17 protein-coding genes are annotated in these 18,417 nt (G+C 67.8%); 10 read left to right on the top strand and 7 right to left on the bottom strand.

Features of this window, described 5'->3' with window-relative positions; genetic code table 11:
- Positions 1-61: 61 nt before the first annotated feature.
- Positions 62-1,858: a tetratricopeptide repeat protein gene (locus ACWPN8_RS24995; RefSeq protein WP_492242660.1), complete on the bottom strand. Its 1,797-nt coding sequence runs from the start codon at positions 1,856-1,858 to the stop codon at positions 62-64.
- Positions 1,859-2,075: 217 nt separating this feature from the next.
- Between ACWPN8_RS24995 and ACWPN8_RS24990 the strand changes: the two genes are divergently transcribed.
- The 4 genes from ACWPN8_RS24990 (at position 2,076) to ACWPN8_RS24975 (ending at position 5,751) form a co-directional block, all read left to right on the top strand.
- Positions 2,076-3,032 carry a L,D-transpeptidase gene (locus ACWPN8_RS24990; protein ID WP_492242659.1) on the top strand — a complete coding sequence of 319 codons (957 nt, stop codon included), beginning with the start codon at positions 2,076-2,078 and terminating at the stop codon, positions 3,030-3,032.
- A gap of 103 nt (positions 3,033-3,135) precedes the next feature.
- On the top strand, positions 3,136-4,005 hold the full coding sequence (locus ACWPN8_RS24985; protein WP_098737640.1) for a branched-chain amino acid ABC transporter permease: 870 nt from the start codon (positions 3,136-3,138) through the stop codon (positions 4,003-4,005).
- Positions 4,002-5,021 carry a branched-chain amino acid ABC transporter permease gene (locus ACWPN8_RS24980; RefSeq protein WP_492242658.1) on the top strand — a complete coding sequence of 340 codons (1,020 nt, stop codon included), beginning with the start codon at positions 4,002-4,004 and terminating at the stop codon, positions 5,019-5,021. Before ACWPN8_RS24985 ends, ACWPN8_RS24980 begins: the two co-directional genes overlap by 4 nt.
- A 1-nt stretch (position 5,022) precedes the next feature.
- The gene (locus ACWPN8_RS24975; RefSeq protein WP_109450069.1) at positions 5,023-5,751 is read left to right on the top strand and encodes an ABC transporter ATP-binding protein; all 729 of its coding nucleotides are present in this window, start codon (positions 5,023-5,025) and stop codon (positions 5,749-5,751) included.
- An 11-nt stretch (positions 5,752-5,762) separates the two neighbouring features.
- Here ACWPN8_RS24975 and ACWPN8_RS24970 read toward each other — a convergent pair whose 3' ends face one another.
- From ACWPN8_RS24970 to ACWPN8_RS24955, 4 genes are all read right to left on the bottom strand, one after another.
- Positions 5,763-6,566: a family 16 glycosylhydrolase gene (locus ACWPN8_RS24970; protein ID WP_492242657.1), complete on the bottom strand. Its 804-nt coding sequence runs from the start codon at positions 6,564-6,566 to the stop codon at positions 5,763-5,765.
- 170 nt (positions 6,567-6,736) lie between these two features.
- Complete coding sequence (gene rodA / locus ACWPN8_RS24965) at positions 6,737-7,903, bottom strand: rod shape-determining protein RodA (protein WP_109453100.1); 1,167 nt, start codon at positions 7,901-7,903, stop codon at positions 6,737-6,739.
- A 200-nt stretch (positions 7,904-8,103) separates the two neighbouring features.
- Entirely contained in the window at positions 8,104-9,294 is a 1,191-nt protein-coding gene (locus ACWPN8_RS24960) for a GGDEF domain-containing protein (RefSeq protein WP_492242656.1), read from the bottom strand.
- 197 nt (positions 9,295-9,491) lie between these two features.
- Positions 9,492-10,121, bottom strand: coding sequence for a TetR/AcrR family transcriptional regulator (locus ACWPN8_RS24955; protein WP_492242655.1), 630 nt, complete (start codon positions 10,119-10,121; stop codon positions 9,492-9,494).
- Positions 10,122-10,358: 237 nt separating this feature from the next.
- Between ACWPN8_RS24955 and ACWPN8_RS24950 the strand changes: the two genes are divergently transcribed.
- The 3 genes from ACWPN8_RS24950 to ACWPN8_RS24940 all read left to right on the top strand — a co-directional run bounded on the left by ACWPN8_RS24950 (position 10,359) and on the right by ACWPN8_RS24940 (position 13,807).
- A complete protein-coding gene (locus ACWPN8_RS24950) occupies positions 10,359-11,468 on the top strand; it encodes an HlyD family secretion protein (protein ID WP_492242654.1) in 1,110 nt (369 codons plus the stop codon).
- 163 nt (positions 11,469-11,631) lie between these two features.
- On the top strand, positions 11,632-13,185 hold the full coding sequence (locus tag ACWPN8_RS24945) for a DHA2 family efflux MFS transporter permease subunit (RefSeq protein WP_109450080.1): 1,554 nt from the start codon (positions 11,632-11,634) through the stop codon (positions 13,183-13,185).
- A 94-nt stretch (positions 13,186-13,279) separates the two neighbouring features.
- Complete coding sequence (locus tag ACWPN8_RS24940; protein ID WP_109048318.1) at positions 13,280-13,807, top strand: hypothetical protein; 528 nt, start codon at positions 13,280-13,282, stop codon at positions 13,805-13,807.
- Positions 13,808-13,837: 30 nt separating this feature from the next.
- On the opposite strand, the gene ACWPN8_RS24935 is transcribed toward ACWPN8_RS24940, so the two are convergent.
- Together ACWPN8_RS24935 and ACWPN8_RS24930 are read right to left on the bottom strand one after the other, a co-directional pair.
- Positions 13,838-15,052, bottom strand: a complete 1,215-nt coding sequence (locus ACWPN8_RS24935) for an E22 family MetX-like putative esterase (RefSeq protein WP_492242653.1) — start codon at positions 15,050-15,052, stop codon at positions 13,838-13,840.
- A gap of 99 nt (positions 15,053-15,151) precedes the next feature.
- A complete protein-coding gene (locus ACWPN8_RS24930; RefSeq protein WP_109450084.1) occupies positions 15,152-15,472 on the bottom strand; it encodes a heavy metal-binding domain-containing protein in 321 nt (106 codons plus the stop codon).
- A 163-nt stretch (positions 15,473-15,635) separates the two neighbouring features.
- Between ACWPN8_RS24930 and ACWPN8_RS24925 the strand changes: the two genes are divergently transcribed.
- The 3 genes from ACWPN8_RS24925 to ACWPN8_RS24915 all read left to right on the top strand — a co-directional run bounded on the left by ACWPN8_RS24925 (position 15,636) and on the right by ACWPN8_RS24915 (position 18,409).
- Positions 15,636-16,271 carry a hypothetical protein gene (locus ACWPN8_RS24925; protein ID WP_109450086.1) on the top strand — a complete coding sequence of 212 codons (636 nt, stop codon included), beginning with the start codon at positions 15,636-15,638 and terminating at the stop codon, positions 16,269-16,271.
- A 318-nt stretch (positions 16,272-16,589) separates the two neighbouring features.
- Complete coding sequence (locus tag ACWPN8_RS24920) at positions 16,590-17,552, top strand: YqaJ viral recombinase family protein (protein WP_492242652.1); 963 nt, start codon at positions 16,590-16,592, stop codon at positions 17,550-17,552.
- The gene (locus tag ACWPN8_RS24915) at positions 17,540-18,409 is read left to right on the top strand and encodes a hypothetical protein (protein ID WP_492242651.1); all 870 of its coding nucleotides are present in this window, start codon (positions 17,540-17,542) and stop codon (positions 18,407-18,409) included. The genes ACWPN8_RS24920 and ACWPN8_RS24915 overlap by 13 nt, the downstream gene beginning before the upstream one ends.
- The last annotated feature ends 8 nt before the right edge of the window (positions 18,410-18,417 follow it).

Raw genomic sequence — 18,417 nt, 5'->3', positions numbered from 1 at the left:
AAGGTCTGCTTCGTACGGGGGCCGGGCGGACGTCTGTCCGGGGCAGGGGAAGGGCCGGATTTCAGTACAGCTCCTGCGCCTCGCGGGCATAGTCCAGCAGCTTTTCCACCGACCGCGCGCGGTCGGCCGTTTCGGCGAAGCGGGTGCGTGCCGCTTCCGCCGCCTGCGCCCGCGCGGCGGCATCCTGTCCAAGCGCCGCGGCGCGGTCCAGGAAGGCCGTCTCGTCGGCAACGGTCAGGGCGGAGCCGACGATCCCGGCGACATCGCCCCGGGAATAGGTCACCACCGGCAGCCCGTCCGCCAGAGCGAAGGCCGCGCTGCCGCCGCCGCCCTGGCGCGGCGGGTTCAGATAGGCGGTCGCCACGCCGTACAGCCCGCGAATGGCGTCGACATCTCCCAGCGCCTGCATCCGCGCCGCGTTGCGGGCGGTGGCGATCCGGCCCGGCAGGTCGGTCACCGCGCCGGCGAAGGCGATGTGGGCGTCGGGCACGCGGTCGAGCAGGCGGTCGAGCGTCTCAAGGAACTCCGGTCCGACCTCCTGATCCAGGCGGTTGCCGACGACGACATAGAGCGGCCCGTCGGCCGGCAGGCCGAAATCGGCGCGGCTGCGCGCCGGACCGGCATCCGGCAGGGTCCAGCCGAAGAAGAAGGGACGGAAGCGCGCCCGCGCCTCCTCCGGCCAGCCGGCGGCGCTGTCCTCCGGGGCGTAGCCCAGCAGAAGCGTGGCGAGCGAGGGCGGCAGGCCGCTGGAGGTCGGCAGGAACACCACAGGCCGGCTGCGGGCGAACAGATCGGCCACCGTGTTGGAGCCGCCGAAGGCAACGATCACGTCGGGATCGAAGCGCTGCACCGCATCGACGATGGCGGTCAGCTTCTCCTCGTCGAAACGCGGCTGCGGGAAGGACAGCATGCGGACCTTGGCGCCGAAGGCGGTCAGGGTCTGCTCGCCGTCATATTCCTCGGTGACGTTGTAGCTGTATTCGGGAACGAAGCCGTTCTCGCCTTCCACCGCCATGGCGTTGGGGTTGACGATCAGCACCTCGCAACCATGGTCGTCCTGCAGACGGCGGGCATAATCGAAGGCGTCGGCGGTCGGCTGGTGCCCTTCGCCCAGCATCTGGTTGGTGATCAGCGCCACCCGCTTCACCGCAGTGCGCGGCGCCACCCGGCGCAGGCGGGTGTCAAGACCGTAGCGGCGCGCCGTCTCATCCACCAGCAGGCGGTAGAACCGGCGGAATTCGCCGGTGGTGAAGGCGCTGACGTCGCCCTTGCGCGTGTCGCCCTGGAACAGCCGCATGGCGATGCCCCAGTAGGCGTAGTGCATCGAGGGGATGGAGAAGCGCAGCGGGTCGTCCAGCGCCGTGTTCACCAGGGCGCGGTAATAGGCCACGTCGCCGGTCAGCAGGAAAAGCAGCGACTGGCGCCGCATCACGTCGCCCATGGTGTAGCGGGCATCGACCTCGGCGGCGGCGGCGGCGCGGATGTCGTCGTCATAGCGGCGGATCAGGTTGGCGAGCGCCCCGACATTGCCCCAGCCCTCTCCCTCGTTGGTCAGCAGGGTCAGGGCGCGGGCAAAGCTCATCGCCGCTTCGCGGTGGCGGCCGGACGCGTGCAGGGCGTGACCCAGATTGGCATGGAACAGCGGGGAACCGTCATCGCCGGCCACGGCCTGGGCGATGCGGTCGACCGCCTCGTCCGCACGGCCCGATTGCAGCGCGATCACCCCCAGCAGATGCAGGGCGTCCGGATGGCCGGGCGACGCGTCCAGCACGTCGCGGTACAGCCGTTCGGCCTCCGCGGTGCGGCCGGCGCGGTGGTGTTCCGTTGCGACGGCCAACGTCTGCTCGATCTGGTCCATGATGCACGTCCTTGCTGTCCGGGGCGGCCCCGTTCCCCGGCGACCGTCGTCCCATGCTGTTTACCCTGTTTTAGGGGACACGCGATCAACTTTCCGCATGCATGGATTTACGACCTTTCGGGGAGACCGCAGCCGTGGCGCCCTCCTCCGACCGACAACAGCCGTCACCGCCATCCTGGCACGGTGTCTTTTGTGGGCTCTCCTTGCCCTTGCCGGGATGAACGGTGCAGGTCCAGCCCAGGCGCTGGAGACGGTGACCGGCGGCCCTTCCATCGCCATCAGCCTTGCCGACCGCCGCCTCTACCTGACGGGTCCCGACGGGGGGATGCGCAGCTTCCCGGTCGCCATCGGCCGTCCCGGCGTGCCGATTCCCGTCGGCGACAGCAGCATCCTGCGCAAGCGCCGTGACCCGACTTGGCGGCCGACCGCCAACCAGCGGCGCGACAACCCCGCCCTGCCGCGGGCGGTTCCGCCCGGACCGAACAACCCGCTGGGCCGGTTCGCGCTCGATCTCGGCTGGCCGGCCATCGCCATCCACGGCACCAACGACCCGGACTCGATTGGCACACGGGCCAGCGGCGGCTGCTTCCGCATGCTGCCCGCCGACATCGAAACCGTCTTCGCGGCGGCGGAGGTCGGCATGCCGGTGCGGGTGGTGCGGGAATCGCTGGGCGCGGCCAAGCCGCCGCCGTCCCGACCGGCCGGGACGGTTCCGGTCGCGGCGAAGGCTGCGCCGCCGCCGCCGCCGCCGACCGTTGCCGCTCCGCTGCCCGCGGCCGCCATGACCCAGCCGCCGCCACCCCAGCCGCCGCCAGCGCCGGTCGCCGATCCGCGCTGTGCCACGGTGACGGCGCCGCTGCGGCGGATGATCTGCGACGTCCCGGCGCTCGCCCTTTCCGACGGACGTGCCCGCGGAATGCAGGAGCGCTTTCTGGCCGGCATCGCCGATCCGGCGGCCCGAGCCGCTGCCGCCTATGAACTGATCCAGGACGAGCGTCGCTTCCACGAGCGGATCGCGGCGCTCTGCTGGATTCGCAGCGGCACCGAAGGAGACCCGGCGGTGGCCGTGGCGGCGCAGTCCTGTCTGGCGACGGCACTCGACCGCCGGTTGAACGACGTGGCGGAGCGTATCGCCAGCCTGCGCAGCGGCACCCGGATCGCCGGCCAGCCATAGCGGGATCGGGACGAATCGCAGTGCCGGCGGTCGTTCTGGCTTGCCTGCATCCCCCTTGGACTGCTAACCCGCAGAACCCAACCGTTCGGACAATCCGCCGCCCATGCCGATCGACTATTATTTGAACATCGCGGCCTCCGGCCTGCTGACCGGCCTGGTCTACGGGCTGGCGGCGCTGGGGCTTTCGGTCATCTTCGGCGTGGTGCGCGTCGTCAACTTCGCCCATGGCGAGATGATGGTGGCGGGCATGTACGGCGCGGTGCTGCTGGGCGGCTGGCTGGGCCTCGACCCGCTGCTGTCGGCCCCGCTCATGGCGGCTCTGCTGTTCGCCTGCGGCTGGCTGTTGCAGCGCGGGCTGGTCAACAAGTTCGTCGAGCGGCCGGAGCACATGCAGTTTATCCTGCTGCTGGGCATCGCCACCATCCTGGTCAATGCCATGCTGATGCTGTTCGGCCCGGATGCCCGCAACGTCCAGGTGCCCTACAGCTTCGACACGGTGGAGATCGGCTCGATGCTGCTGGACGCCGTGCGGCTGCGTGCCGGGGCGGCGGCCATCGTGGTGGCGGCGGCGCTGTTCGCCTTCTTCCGCTTCAGCCGCACCGGCAAGGCGATCCGCGCCTGTGCCGACAACCCGCTGGGCGCCCGCGTGGTCGGGCTGAACATCGACGGGCTCTATGCCCTGACCTTCGGCATCGGTGCCGCGGTGGTCGGGGTGGCCGGCGCGCTGATGACCCTGCTGGTCGATGCCCGGCCGCAGCTGGCGCCGGAATACACGCTGCTCAGCTTCATCATCGTCATCGTCGGCGGGCTGGGCAGCCTGCCCGGCGCGCTGCTGGGCGGCGTGCTGATCGGCATGTCGGAGGCGCTGGCCGGCTTCCTGCTGACGCCGTCCATGAAATCCCTGTTCAGCTACGGGGTGCTGATCGTGGTTCTGCTGCTGCGCCCGCAAGGGCTGTTGGGGAAACGGTCATGAGCGGGCTTTCGGGAATGGTGCCTTCCGGGATTACCGGACGCGGGATGGTGCTGCTGGTTCTGGCGGCGCTGGGGCTGGCGGTGGCACCCTTCGTCGCCGACCGTTATCTGGTGTCGGTGCTGACCACCGTGCTGTGGTTCGCCTATGTCGGGCAGGCCTGGAACGTGATGATGGGCTTTTCCGGCCTGCTGTCGCTGGGCCACGCGCTGTATGTCGGCCTCGGCGCCTATGTCAGCGCGGCGCTGTTCGTCCATTTCGGCATCGGCCCCTGGGCCGGCATGGTCCTGGCGATGCTGGTCTCGGTGGTGGCCGGCTGCGTCATCGGCTTCCTGGGCTTCCGCTTCGGGGTGAAGGGCGTGCATTTCGCCCTGCTGACCATCGCCTTCGCCGAGGTGGCGCGCATCGGCTTCGACCACATCACCTGGGTCGGCGGCTCCGGCGGCTTCTTCCTGCCGGTGGAGGCGGGGGCGAGCGATCCGCTCAACCTGCGCGGCTCGCCGGTGCTGTTCTATTACGTGGCGCTGGCGCTGGTCGTCGGCGCGCTGTTCCTGTCGCGCGCCCTGCTGCACAGCCGGCTCGGCTACCAATGGCTGGCGGTGCGCGAGGAGCCGGACGCGGCGGAGGCCTCTGGCGTCGACCTGTTCCGCGCCCGCATGACGGCGGTGGCGGTGTCCTCCGCCCTGACGGCGCTGGGCGGCGTGTTCCAGGCCTTCTATTTCAACAACCTGTTCCCCGAGCAGGTCTTCTCGATGGGCCGCTCCATCGAGATCATCCTGCCGGCCATCGTCGGCGGCATCGGCACGCTGGTCGGCCCGATCCTCGGCGCCTTCATCCTGACGCCGCTGGGCGAGGCGCTGACCTTCCTGATCGAGGCCGGCGGGCTGGACCTGCCCGGCCTGAAGCAACTGTTCTATGGCGCGGCGCTGGTGGTGATCGTGGTGTTCCGGCCGGAGGGCGTGTGGCCCTGGCTGGCCCGCCGCCTGCGTCTTGTCCGCCAGCCGGGGGAGGGGGCCTGAGATGACCGCTCTGCTTGAGGTCGAGCGCCTGTCCAAGCGGTTCCGCGGGCTGAAGGCGGTGTCGGAGGTCAGCTTCGCCGTGCCGGAGGGGCGCATCCTGGCGCTGATCGGTCCGAACGGCGCCGGCAAGACCACCACCTTCAACCTGATTGCCGGCGTCTTTCCGCCCGACGAGGGGCGGGTGACGCTGAAGGGCCGCAACCTGACCGGCCTGAAGCCCAACCAAGTCTGCGCCGCCGGGATCGGCCGCACTTTCCAGATCGTCAAGCCCTTCGGCCAGCTGACGGTCGAGGAGAATGTCGTGGTCGGCGCGCTGGCCCGCGAACGGTCGGTGGAGACCGCGAGGCGGCAGGCCCGCGCCGTGCTGGAGCGGCTGGAACTGGCCGATCAGGCCAGCCGTCCGGCGCGAAGCCTGACCCTGCCCGACCGCAAGCGGCTGGAGGTCGCCCGCGCGCTGGCCACCCGTCCGACCCTGCTGCTGCTGGACGAGGTGCTGGCGGGGCTTCGCCCGACCGAGGTCGACCGGATGGTCGAGGTCCTGCGCGACCTGAACCGGCGCGAAGGCCTGACCATCCTGATGATCGAGCATGTCATGCGCGCGGTGATGGCGCTGTCCGACCGCGTGGTGGTGCTGGACCATGGCGAGAAGATCGCCGACGGCGCCCCGGCGGAGGTCGTCGCCGACCCCCGCGTCGTCGAATCCTACCTGGGCGCCGAAGCGCTGGACTGACCGGGCGGTCCTCAGTTGCTGAGGTTCGCCGGATCCTCGCGGTAGCTGACGGAGGCGACCTCCGCGGCCAGAGGATGGCCGGGATAGGTGAAGCGGCGCATCCATTCGGTATCGCCGGACGCGCTCCAGAAGCGCAGCATCAGCCGGCCGGGCATGCGCGGCAGCTCCTCCGGCTTGCCCGACACCTGATGGACCGGCTTGCCGTCGACGGTCCAGACGATGCCGGTGGGCTTCCAGTCGAAGCCGTAGCTGTGGACGCCCTTGGCGGCGTCGAAGCCGAGATCGACCACCGTGTTGCGGTGCCCGGCGCCGTTGACCACATAGCTGATCTCCAGCTTGGTGGTGTCCTTGCCGGCGATCCCCATGGTGATCTCGTCCCACGGATCGCCGAAGGGCGGGCCGGTGTAGTGCGAAACCGAGGTCATCACTCCATCGGCCTTCACCGCCTTCAGCGACACCGTGTAGGCGCCGTAGCCGTAGAAGCGGTGCGTCGAATATTCGCCGCAGGAATAGCGGTCGCTTCCGGAAACGCGTTCGCTGCCGGCAATCCGGTCGCTGACCGACAGGGCGAGGTGGCCTTTCCCGGCGGTGACGTTGGCCCGGCTCCAGGTGCAGTTCATGTGTCCGCCGGACTTCCAGCCGTCGGACCGCTGCCAGCGTGAGGTCTCGAAGGACCCGGCCGTCTCGCTGAAGCTGCCGCCGATATGGCTGAACAGCGAGTCCGCCAACGCCGGCGCACTGCCGAGCAGAAGGGCGGCGAGGCCCGCCCCGATCGCCGTCGTCCGTCCGCTTTGTCCTAAGGCATCTCTCCGCATCGCCATTTCCTCCCGCTGATACCGGGCCTACCCGCAAGATCGGTCGGCCTGCACCCCGATATCGCGAGAGCAGGGCCAAGCGGCAACGGCGCGGCCGGAGTGCGGCAGGCACTTGCCCGGCGTACCTCAGCCGATAACCGAACCGAATGGGGGATGTCGGAAGCGGGACGTCAGACGTCGGTGACGCCGCTCTTGGGGATGCGCACGTCGCGGTGGACCGACATGCTGAGCAGCAGGCCGACGCCGATCATCAGCGTCATCATCGCCGATCCGCCATAGGACACCAGCGGCAGCGGGATGCCGACGACGGGGATCAGCCCCATCACCATCGCCACATTGACGAAGACGTAGAGGAAGAACTGCGCCGTCATGCCGACCGCGACCAGCCGGCCGAACTGGCTGCGGCTGTTCAGCGCGATCACCCAGCCATAGATGAACAGCAGGATGTAGAGCGCCAGCAGCGTGGCGGCGCCGACCATGCCGAACTCCTCCGCCAGCACGACGAAGATGAAATCGGTGTGCTTTTCCGGCAGGAACATCAGCTGGCTCTGCGAGCCGGACATGAAGCCCTTGCCGAACAGGCCGCCGGAGCCGAGCGCGATCTTCGACTGCAGGATGTTGTAGCCGGCGCCGAGCGGATCGGTCTCCGGATCGAGGAAGGTGTAGACGCGCTGCTTCTGGTAGTCGTGCAGGAATTCCCAGGCGATGGGGATGGCGCTGAGGCCGCCGCCGATCACCAGCAGGAATTTCCACACCCGGACGCCGGCAGCGAAGAAGATGGCGCCGCTGCCCATGATCAGCAGCAGCGAGGTGCCGAGGTTGGGCTGCATCAGGACGAAGGCGACGGGCGTGAAGACCAGCAGCAGCGGCGGGATCAGCAGAAGCGGCCGGCCGATCTGGTCCAGCGTCACCCCGTGGAAATAGCGGGCGAGCGCCAGCGTCAGCGCCGGCTTCATCAGCTCCGACGGCTGGAGCTGGAAGAAGCCGAGGTCGATCCAGCGCTGGGCGCCCATGCCGATGCGGCCCATCAGCTCCACCGCAATCAGCAGGCAGAGCACCATGAAGAAGATGACGTAGGCCGACTTCATCAGGTGGCGGATGTCGACCAGCGCGATGCCCAGCATCAGGACGAGGCCGGGAATGGCGCGGACCAGCTGCGGCTGCGCCCACGGCTTCCAATGGCCGCCGGCCGCGGAATAGAGCAGTCCGACGCCGACCCCGGTGATCGTGCAGATCAGCAGGACCAGCCCCCAGTTGATGAGCCTGAATTTTGAGCCGAGCGTCAGCTGCGACCGCTGCGGCTCCAGGCCGCCGGAGCCGAGATGGGAAAGAACCACGACCTTGCGCCGATGTTGCCGGAAGGGACGGAGCCGGATCGGACCCGGCAAGCCGGCCCCGGACTATCGACCGGAGTAGACCGGCCGGCGGGGACCGGCGCGGATAATGCGGCATGCGGCCCCGCGGGTAAAGGCGGCCGTGCGCCATTGCCTGCGGGGCCGTTTTTTCTAACCGGTCCCGCGCGGATCTTTCCTGTCCGTCAGGCGTGCAACGCAGGGGTCAACGCCACCGCCGGGTAGAAACGCACCTGATTGCGCCCGGCATGCTTGGCGTCGTAGAGCGCGCTGTCCGACTGGGCCATCAGGTCGGAAAACTCGCTGTGTTCCCGCGTCAGGCTGACGCCGCCGATGCTGCAGGTCACCGTCACGCCGCCTTCGGCGCCCAACTGGGCCAACTGCCGCTCGATGGCGCTGCGCAGCCGTTCGGCCAGCAGCCGGCCGGCCTCGACGCCCGTTTCAGGCAGCAGGATGGCGAATTCCTCCCCGCCGATCCTGCCCACCGAATCCTCGCGCCGGATCTGCGCGGCACAGCAGTCGGCCACCGCCTGGATGACCCGGTCGCCGAACGGATGGCCGGCCCGGTCGTTGACCGCCTTGAAGCGGTCGATGTCGAGCACCAGCACCGTCAGGTCGCGGCCATGGCGGCGGGCGCGGCGGAACTCGACCTCGCCCAGTTCGAACAGGCGGCGGCGGTTCAGGCTGCCGGTCAGCCCGTCGGTGTGGGCGAGCTTCGTCAGTTCGCGGTTGAACTCGTCGCTGGCCATCAGGACGTAATTGATGGCACCCATGACGGTGCCCAGCATCGACAGCTGGAAGGTGACCCGCTCCACACGGTCGTCCACCATCTGATCGACCGGCATTTCCCCCTGAACCATGCCCGCCCCCATGCGGACCAGATACACCACGGCCAATGTGGCCGATAGCAGTCCGGTTACATAATGGGGAATGCCGCGATCCTCGTAACGAACCAGAACCTCGAAGGCGATGACGAGCAATATGGCAGAGGTCGCGAAGCTGGTCAGGATGCGGACATGGGAGATGCCGCCGACGAGCAGCAGCAGAGAACAGGCCAGGGCCACTGCCAGTCCGACTGCCGCCGGCATGAGACGCCTGACCGGCCGGTTCTGGAGATGGCGGACGCTGGTGTAGTTCATCGCCAACCCGGCGACCCCCAACCCGTTGGCAAGCGGCACCAGCAGCTCCGGCGCCGCCCCGCCGCGCAGGCCCGCGATCAGGAAGGCGGAGCCAAGCAGCAATTTTCCATAGGCATAGGCGCGCAGGGAGTTGCGGATGTGATACGGATAGCGGCCGGAGGCGACGGCAATGGACAGGCCGACCGCAAAGCCGATAACAGTGATGACCTGCGCGATGAAGGTCGTCTCGAAATCCATCCGCAAACCCGCCACGCACCGTTACGCCGGTATGTCATGGGCACGCTATACGAAGCCTTGGCCGGTGACAAGCCGAAGGGGGCGAGGTTTGCCGCTGGATTTATGACTATTGGATCTGGATTGCCGCTGGCACCAACTGAGGGTTTGTGAGCACTGCCGCTCAACTCTCATTGGGCGTATTTCAGGCGCAGCGGCCCTCAGCGTGCCTCGGGCGCATAGCCCTTGACGAACAGATCGACGGCGGCATCGACGAATCGCTCCAGATCCGCGTCGCTCGGCCGTTCGCTCAGGCAAAGCAGCAGCTTCATGTGCATGTTGGCCTTCAGCAGACCGAAGAACTGGTGGGTGGCGAGGTCGCAGTCGGTGATCGCCAGCTCGCCCCTTTTCACCATATGGGCCATGAACTGGTGCGCGCGCTGGAAGGTTTCGGCAGGGCCGCTGTCGTAGAAGGCCTGGGCAAGCTGGGGCTGGCGCAGAACCTCGCCCAGCACCATCCGGTACAGGCCCAGCGCCTTGGGCGAAGCGATGAAGCGGACGAAGGTCTTGCCGATCAGGCGCAGCCCGTCGGCCGCCGGCAGGCGCATCGCATCGTCCCAGATGCCGGCCATGACGGAGTTCGCGCATTCGCAGGCGACCATCGCCCGGAACAGTTCCTCCTTGCTGCCGAAATGGGCGTACAGGGTCGCCTTGGAAACGTTCGCCTTCTTGGCGACCGCGTCCATGCTGACGGCGCTGTAGCCATGTTCCAGGAACAGGGTGCCGGCCGCGTCCATGATCTGGGCCGGCTTCGATCCTGCTTCGGGAGTGGGGGCAACCAAGGTGGTCATGCGCGCCTCGCCTGAGTCCATGTGCTTGGCCCCTACCGCGTTCCGCATCGCCCGACAAGCCCCCTGACACCAATTGCCAAAAACTAAACCGTTCAGTTCGGTCTTGACAACAGATAGGCCGTCCGCCATCTTCCGGCAAGACTAAACTGAACGGTTCAGTTTCTTTTCCGTGACGGCGCCGGCAAGAGCGCATCGGCGGAATCCTGACCGGACCGCGGTGGATTGGGGATAGAGACAATGGCGAATGGCGTGCGGAAGATCGTGCTGTCGGGCGTTGCGCTGGCCGTGCTGGCAGGTGGCGCCGTCGCCGGCGAACGGTGGTGGACGGAAGGCCGGTTCATGGAATCGACCGACAATGCCTATGTGCAGAGCGACATCACCGTCGTCAGCCCGAAGATCTCCGCCTATGTCCGCGATGTGAAGGTCGCCGAGAACCAGCTCGTGCGGACGGGCGACGTGCTGGCGATCCTCGACGACCAGGATTTCCGCGCCAAGGTGGCGGAGTCCGAGGCCGCGGTGACCGCCCAGAAGGCGGCGCTCGGCACCCTGGACAGCAAGCTGGAGCTTCAGCGCACGGTGATCGACCAGGCCGCCGCCACGCTGGCGAGCGCCGAGGCCGAACAGCGCCGCGCCCAGCAGGACTATGAGCGCAACCGCTCGCTGGCCAGCGACAGCTGGACCAGCCGCCAGAAGCTGGAAACCGCCGACGCCGACCTGCGCAAGGCGGTGGCCCAGGTGGCGAAGGCGCGGGCGGCGCTGGCCTCGGAGAACGAGCAGGTCAACGTCCTGCATGCCACCCGGACCGAGACGGAAGCCCATCTGGCCCAGTCGCAGGCCACCCTGCAGACGGCGCGCAACGATCTGGACAACACCGTGATCCGCGCGCCGGTCGACGGCGTGATCGGCAACCGCGGCGTCCAGGTCGGCCAGTATGCCCGGCCGGGCGTGCAGATGCTGTCGCTGGTGCCGCTGCCCGACGTCTATGTGGTCGCCAACTTCAAGGAGACCCAGCTGTCGCGCATGCGCCCCGGCCAGCATGTCAGCATCTCCGTCGACGCCTTCCCGGACCGCCATCTGATCGGCACGGTGGAGAGCTTCGCCCCGGCCTCGGGGTCCAAGTTCTCGCTGCTGCCGCCGGAGAATGCGACCGGCAACTTCACCAAGATCGTGCAGCGCGTTCCGGTCCGCATCGCCCTGCCGCGCGACAACGCGCTGGCCGGCCTGCTGCGCCCCGGCCTGTCCGTGGTGGCGGAGGTCGACACCCGCGGTGCCGACAGCCAGCCGCACCTGGCCAGCGGCGGCGTCTTCGGCGCGCTGACCGACAAGCAGGCGGTGGCCGCCAAGTAAGCGGCCACGGCTCCGGCGGGGACGCCGCTCCTCCTCCCCCTTCGGGGCGGCGTCCCTGTCCGCAATTCAAGTCGATAGATCCAGCCAGCATATCGGCCGAAGTCGGCCCTGGGGCCACCCCCGGGGCGGCAGTCGTTCGGCCGCGACGGAAGGCAGCGGTTCCATGGCGACACCGGCCCAGGGCATGCGCCCCCTCACTTCCCGCGACATCGCCGGCTTCTTCGCGATGGTCGTCGGCATGTTCATGGCGATCCTGGACATCCAGATCGTCTCCAGCTCGCTGTCGGAAATCCAGGCTGGCCTTGCCGCCAGCGCCGACGAGATTTCGTGGGTGCAGACCTCCTACCTGATCGCGGAGGTCGTGATGATCCCGCTGTCGGGCATCCTGTCGCGCATCATGTCGACCCGCATTCTGTTCACCCTGGCAGCCGCCGGCTTCACCGTGACCAGCGTCGCCTGCGCGTTTGCCGGCGGCATCGAATCGATGATCGTCTGGCGGGCGTTGCAGGGCTTCATCGGCGGCGCGATGATCCCGACGGTGTTCGCCACCAGCTTCATGATCTTCCCGCCGGAAAAGCGCGCCGGCGTCACGGTCATGATGGGGCTGGTCGCCACCATGGCGCCGACCATCGGCCCGACGCTGGGCGGTTATCTGACCCAGCACCTGTCCTGGCACTGGCTGTTCCTGGCCAACGTCATCCCCGGCATCCTGGTGACCTCGCTGGTCTGGTTCCTGGTCGATGTCGACCGGCCGAATCCGGAACTGCGCAAGGGTTTCGACTTCCTGGGGCTGGGGCTGATGGCCGCCTTCCTGGGCTGCCTGGAATATGTGGTGGAGGAGGGGCCGCGCAACGACTGGTTCGACGACGAGACGATCCTCGCGCTGGCGGTGGTGGCCGCCGTCGCCGCCGCCGGCTTCTTCTGGCGGGTGCTGTCCTACCGCAATCCCATCGTGGAACTGCGCGCCTTCGCCGACCGCAACTTCGCCATCGGCTCGCTCTACAGCTTCATCCTCGGCATCGGTCTCTACGGGTCGGTCTATCTGCAGCCGCTGTTCCTCGCCCGCGTGCGCGGCTTCAACAGTTTGCAGATCGGCGAGATCATGTTCGTGACCGGCATCTTCCAGTTCATGTCGGCGCCCATCGCCGGCGCCCTGTCGAAGCGGATGGACCTGCGCGCCATGCTGGCGCTGGGGCTTATCCTGTTCGGCACCGGCGTCTGGCTGAACAGCCACTTCACCGCCGACACCGGCTTCTGGGAGCTGTTCCTTCCGCAGGCGGTGCGCGGCATGTCGCTGATGCTGTGCTTCATCCCGATCAACAGCGTGGCGCTGGGCACCCTGCCGCCGGACAAGCTGAAGAACGCGTCGGGCCTCTACAATCTGATGCGCAACCTGGGCGGCGCCATCGGATTGGCGGCGATCAACACCGTGCTCACCGACCGCAACGCGCTGCACCTGAACCGGCTCGGCGACAATATGAACCTCGCCCGTCCGGAGGTGCAGCAGATGGTCGACAGCCTCAGCCAGCGCTTCGACGGGCTGGTGGCCGATCCCACCGCCGCCGCGATGTCCCGTCTGGTCGGGCTGGTCCAGCGCGAGGCGCTGATCCTGACCTTCAACGATGCCATGCTGTTGATGTCGGCGGTGTTCTTCGGCGCGCTGCTGTTCATGCCGCTGGTGCGCCGTCCGGGCGGTCCGGTCAAGGCGGACCATTGAGCATGGGATAGGTTGCCGCCCGTGGGTTGTGCTATAGCTTGACCGAGCGTCCGAACGCCCGCCGGAACATCTGCACAGAACCCCGCCGAGTCCCATGAGCAAGCGCCAATACACCCGAACCGAGGTCAAGGAACTGCTGGGCGCGCTGGAGCGCCAGTGCCGCGAGGCCTCGAAGCTGGCCCAGTTGGCCGAGCATGAGGCCAGCAAGCACAGCTTCGGCGCCTACCGCGATTTCCGCGACAAGGTGGGCGAGTTCCAGGCGCTGGTCATCCTGATCGAACAGCGCCTGCGCAATCTGGTCGATGCGCGTTCCGACGATCTGCGCGACCAGTTCGAGAAGCTGGACATGGTGATGCTGGCCCTTCTTGTGCGGGCCAGCATGCGCTTCTTCTTCGTGCTGTCGGCCAACCCGATCCTGCCGATGGGTGCCCGCGAGATCTTCGTCGCCGAGCTGCGCAGCCTGCACGATGCCGCGGAAAAGCTGAAGCGGCCCAATTATGTCGGCAAGCTCGGCCCGGAACTGGACCGCGACCTGGAGACCGCGTCGCTGATCCTGGAAGAGATCATCGACAAGGCGCCGAGCCTGCTGAACTTCCGGGGAGCGCCGGTCAGCGGGGAGTAGGGGGCTCCGGCGTCCGAAGCCCCCGGCACCTCACTTCGCCAGGAACTGCGCGATGGTGTCGCCCGCCTTGCCGATGTTCACCACGCCGTCGAGATGGCCGAGCGTCGAGGTGATCAACTCGGTGTACTCCACCGCGTTCCCCTGCTTCTCCAGCCGGTCCTTCAGCGGGCGCATGTTGCGGTCGGGCGGGAAGACGAGGTCGTCGGCCGACGGGATCAGCAGGACCGGGGCCTTGATCTTCGCCAGGCCATCCTCCAGCGAGGCGCCGTTGCCGGTGACGAAGGTCTGGTTGGCCTTCACCAGATAGAGGAAATGGTTGGCGTCGCTGACCGCGGCGCGGCCGGACGCCGCCTTCTCCAGCCAGGCTTCGATGGCATACTGGTTGCCCATCGCGGCCTTCGGATCCTTGCCGTCCTCCGCCCATTTGCGGCCGAAGGCGGCGTCTGCCCATTTCCAGTGGCGGGCGTGCAGGGTGACCAGCTTCAGCGCCTCGGTCAGGCCGGCCTTCGGCTCCGCCTTGCCGTAATAGTCGCCGTTGTTCCAGTTGGGGTCGAGCTTGATCGGCGCCGCCCACAGGTTCAGCCAGCCGATCAGGAAGGGGTCGGCCTCCGGCCCGCCGATGGCGGCGATGACGCGCTTGACCATCTCCGGATGGTCGGCCCCCCATTCAAAGGCCTGGAGCGACCCCATCGAGCCGCCCATCACCGCTTGCAGGGTCTTGATGCCCAGGCTGTCGACCAGCGCCTTCTGGACATTGACGAAGTCCTGGATGGTGACGATGGGGAAGCTCATGCCATAGGGCTTGCCGGTGTCCGGGTTGATGCTGGCCGGGCCGGTGGTGACGACGTTGGGATCCTTGGGCGACAGGTTCACCAGCGTGTCGGAGGCGATGATGAAGTATTTGTCGGTATCCAGCGGCTTGCCGGGACCGATGATGCTGTCCCAATAGCCGGGAGCGGCATCATCGGCCTTGTATTTCCCGGCGGCATGGCTGTTGCCGCTAAAGAAATGGGTGATGAGGATGACGTTGTCCTTGGCGTCGTTCAGCTTGCCGTAGCTTTCCCAGCCGATGCGGACATTCTTGATCGTCCCGCCACCGGTGGTGGTGTAGGACGGCATCTCGAAGACCTTCTTCTCGACGATGGCGTCGAGTGCCAGAGCGGGCAGGGCGCCGAACAGGCACGCCGCCATGGCGAGGCCGCCGATGCAGCCTGACCGGATGGAACCGCGGACAACCCCACGCATGTGCATCCCCCCTCGAAGTGTTAGCTGGAGGGGGAGTCTACGCATAAGGTCGGGCCTGTCCAGAACGCCTTCGCTGACGCTTACGGTCAGGGGCTGCCTTTAGCGGAGGCGCACGGCGGTGCCGTTGACCGACACCATCAGCATGCCGTTCTCCTTGCCCAGCACCTCGTAATCGACGTCCACGCCGACCACGGCATCGGCGCCCAGGGCGCGGGCCGAGTCCTGCAAGTCGGCGAAGGCCGCCTCGCGCGCCTCGCGCAGGGCCGCCTGATAACCGCCGGCCCGGCCGCCGACGATGTCGCGCACGGAGGAGAACAGGTCGCGGAACACGTTGACGCCCATGATCGCCTCGCCGGCGACGATGCCGAGATACTCGGTGATCTGGCGGCCTTCGATGGAATCGGTGCTGGTAACGATCACGGTCGCAACTCCTTCTGTTGGCTTCGATGCCGCACAGATGGGGCCGCCACGGCGGAGTCCAAGGCGGCACTGCGAAATCGCAGCGGGTTTGAGTCCATCGCGCCTTCCCCCATCCGGTCGCGACCGTGTAGGACAGGGCGGGGGACTGCCGAGGGGGAGAGCGATGGACGACACGCGGCGAGCCATCCTGCGCTGGATGACCGGCGTCATGGAGGCGAAGGACTGGAGCGCCGGCGGCTGGGCACGGCTGGCCGGCGTCACCGCCACCAACCTGACCCGCTTCCTGCGCGATCCGGCGATGGGCAGCGTGCCCAGCGCCGACACGCTGGCCCGTCTGGCCCGCGTCGCCGGGTCGGAGCCGCGCTTCCTCGACGACCATGCCTATGCGCCGGTCACCCGCGTGCCGGTGCTGACGCTGGAACAGGCGCACCTCTTCCTCGACCTCGGCCGCAGGGCGGGGGAGGCGTTCCTGGCGGGAGCGCTGAAGGAGGGGGCGGCATCGGTCGCCATGGACGGACACACCTCCCGCCGGGCCTTCGCGCTGCGCATCCTGTCCAAGAGCCTGGACGCCGCCGGCGTGCTGCCGCGCGACTGCGTGGTGCTGGAACCGCTGGACGTGCTGACGCCGCAGGCGGGCGACGTGGTGGTGACGGTGGGCGAGGGCACCATCTGCGGATACCGCTTCTTTCCGCCCCACCTGATGCCGGTGTCGACCGATCCCGATTGCCACCCCACCGCCTTCGACCGCGCCCATGTCGCCGGAGTCGCCGTTCACGTGGTGCGAGCGCTTCGCATGTAAAAGCCAGTGGCGGACAGAGTCGCGGTGCGTGTTCCCATCCGCCGCGACTCGCAAAAACGGCCAGCTCTACTCCGTCCGTTTTGACTTGTGACGACTCTCGTCAGGACACACCAAATATAGCGTGTTTTCAGGTCTTTGATCTGGTCTATGGCTAAGCCATAGGTTCATGTTTTGTTCTTGAAAGCTGCGTGTTCGCATCCCATATTCGGAGTCCGGTGAGGCGAGCCAAAACACATGCTGCGAAGTCGCAGCAGAGGCCGAGCTTCAAAGCCGGAAAGGCGGCCTGGAAGGGCCCGAAACCGGGAAAAGCGGGACAGCATGGCGATCACTCAGGCACAGCGGGACTTGCGGGCGGGGCGGATCGGGTCGTCGGATGCGACGCGCGTGATGGCCGGTGACTGGCTGTCGCTGTGGCGCGAGAAGACCGGCCGGGTCGAGCCTGAGACTCTCGACCTCGTCGCCGCCGTGCAGATCGGAATCGCGACCGAGCATCTGCACCCGCGCTTCGTCGCCCATGCCACCGGCCGCGCCTGCGTTGCGGCACCCGATACCTACCGACACGCCGAGCATGACTGGATGGTCGCCCATCCCGACTTCCTGACCGGCAGCGTGGCGGACGGTCCGCTCGACACCATCGTGGAGGCGAAGTTCAACAGCGGCTTCCAAAGCGATGCCGATCTCGCCCGCCGCTATCACTGGCAGGTCCAGCACCAGCTGGAGGTGGTCGGTCTGGACCGTGCGCTGCTGTCGATCCTGCGCCCCACCGGCCACAGCCTGGTGACGGTGGAGCGGCGGCCGGACGATGTCGAGCGGCTGGTCGAGACGCTGGAAGCCTTCTGGTGGCACGTCGTCAACGATGTCGAGCCGTCGGACCCGATGCCGATGGACGGCCCGTCCTATGAAGCTGGCCGCGTCTTCGACATGGGGCGGCACAACCGCTTCCGCGCGCTGGCCGACCGGCTGGTCGCCAACCGGTCGGCGGCGCTTGAAGTGAAGGAGGCCGAGGCCGCCCTCAAGTCGCTGATGCCCGACGATGCCCGCATCGCGTTCGTCGCCACCGGTCAGGCCGGTGGGCTCTATCTCGCGCGCGACCGTGAGGGCCGGCTCAGCCTGCGCTATGGCGCACCGCCGCGCCGGGCTCTGGCGGACGCGCAATCCTGGGTGCCCTCCGCTGACCCGAACGGGGTGGAATTCAGCCTGGAAGCAGCGCTGACCGCCGGCTGGGGTGAGGGGAGAGCCGAAACGTTTGGACAAGAAGGACCCAAGTCATGGGACGCATGAGCAAGACCGACCACGTCGTTGCCGATACAGAAAACGCCGAATCCAGCGTAGCCGAGTCCAACGTGACGGAGACCGTTCCAGCAGAGCCGAAGTCCGGCGGCAGCCGCGGCTCGCAGGGGTCCAGGGGCTCCGCCGGCGGCAGCCGGGTGGAGGAGCCGCCGCGCATCGACACCATGTTCCTGTGGAACCGGCTGAAGCGCACCGATCCGAAGGCGACCAAGCCCTTCACCCGTGCCGGCGGCTTCCGCGGAACGCAGATCGACCCGACATGGCGCTTCCAGATGATGACCGAGGTGTTCGGCCCGATCGGCAAGGGCTGGGGGTATGAGCAGGTCGACTGGACCATTGCGGAACGGATGATCTTCATCTGTGCTCGCGTCTGGTACGTCGACCCGGAGACGAAGGAGAAGTGCTTCACCGGCCCGCAGTGGGGTGGGACCGAGATGGTCCGCCGCCGCAACGGCATGGAGATGCCGGACGACGAGTGCTTCAAGATGTCGATGACCGACGCGGTCGGCAAATGCCTGCTGCAGATCGGTCTGGCCGCCGACGTCTATATGGGCCAGTTCGACGACAGCAAGTACCGGGAGGAGTCGGAGGCCTTCTATGCCGCCAAGTCCAACCCGGATCTGCAACCCGCCGCCGTCGAAGCCTTCGAGGCGGAGGTGAAGCGCCGTCTGGGGGCCTGCCTGGACCTCGATGACTTGGAAGAGGTCTGGCGGTCGGGCGTCGGCACCCGCCTGCGCGAGATCGGCGCCGTGGACCGCGCCGCCCAGCACCGCATCACCGGCCTGTTCGCCCAGAAGAAGGCCGAGATTCTGAAGCGCGAGGAAGAGGACGGGCGGGAAGCCGCCTGACGGAAGGC

The sequence above is a fragment of the Azospirillum sp. UENF 112521 genome (genome assembly GCF_058780665.1).
The sequence above is the reverse complement of the archived record's forward strand: the minus strand, read 5'-3'. Positions and strand labels throughout refer to the sequence as shown.

Excerpts from the sequence above, each read along its gene's own strand:
- ACWPN8_RS24995 (WP_492242660.1), bottom strand. The coding sequence starts at position 1,858 with ATGGACCAGATCGAGCAGACGTTGGCCGTCGCAACGGAACACCACCGC.
- ACWPN8_RS24990 (WP_492242659.1), top strand. The coding sequence starts at position 2,076 with ATGAACGGTGCAGGTCCAGCCCAGGCGCTGGAGACGGTGACCGGCGGC.
- ACWPN8_RS24985 (WP_098737640.1), top strand. The coding sequence starts at position 3,136 with ATGCCGATCGACTATTATTTGAACATCGCGGCCTCCGGCCTGCTGACC.
- ACWPN8_RS24980 (WP_492242658.1), top strand. The coding sequence starts at position 4,002 with ATGAGCGGGCTTTCGGGAATGGTGCCTTCCGGGATTACCGGACGCGGG.
- ACWPN8_RS24975 (WP_109450069.1), top strand. The coding sequence starts at position 5,023 with ATGACCGCTCTGCTTGAGGTCGAGCGCCTGTCCAAGCGGTTCCGCGGG.
- ACWPN8_RS24970 (WP_492242657.1), bottom strand. The coding sequence starts at position 6,566 with ATGCGGAGAGATGCCTTAGGACAAAGCGGACGGACGACGGCGATCGGG.
- ACWPN8_RS24960 (WP_492242656.1), bottom strand. The coding sequence starts at position 9,294 with ATGGATTTCGAGACGACCTTCATCGCGCAGGTCATCACTGTTATCGGC.
- ACWPN8_RS24955 (WP_492242655.1), bottom strand. The coding sequence starts at position 10,121 with ATGACCACCTTGGTTGCCCCCACTCCCGAAGCAGGATCGAAGCCGGCC.
- ACWPN8_RS24950 (WP_492242654.1), top strand. The coding sequence starts at position 10,359 with ATGGCGAATGGCGTGCGGAAGATCGTGCTGTCGGGCGTTGCGCTGGCC.
- ACWPN8_RS24945 (WP_109450080.1), top strand. The coding sequence starts at position 11,632 with ATGGCGACACCGGCCCAGGGCATGCGCCCCCTCACTTCCCGCGACATC.
- ACWPN8_RS24940 (WP_109048318.1), top strand. The coding sequence starts at position 13,280 with ATGAGCAAGCGCCAATACACCCGAACCGAGGTCAAGGAACTGCTGGGC.
- ACWPN8_RS24935 (WP_492242653.1), bottom strand. The coding sequence starts at position 15,052 with ATGCGTGGGGTTGTCCGCGGTTCCATCCGGTCAGGCTGCATCGGCGGC.
- ACWPN8_RS24925 (WP_109450086.1), top strand. The coding sequence starts at position 15,636 with ATGGACGACACGCGGCGAGCCATCCTGCGCTGGATGACCGGCGTCATG.
- ACWPN8_RS24920 (WP_492242652.1), top strand. The coding sequence starts at position 16,590 with ATGGCGATCACTCAGGCACAGCGGGACTTGCGGGCGGGGCGGATCGGG.
- ACWPN8_RS24915 (WP_492242651.1), top strand. The coding sequence starts at position 17,540 with ATGGGACGCATGAGCAAGACCGACCACGTCGTTGCCGATACAGAAAAC.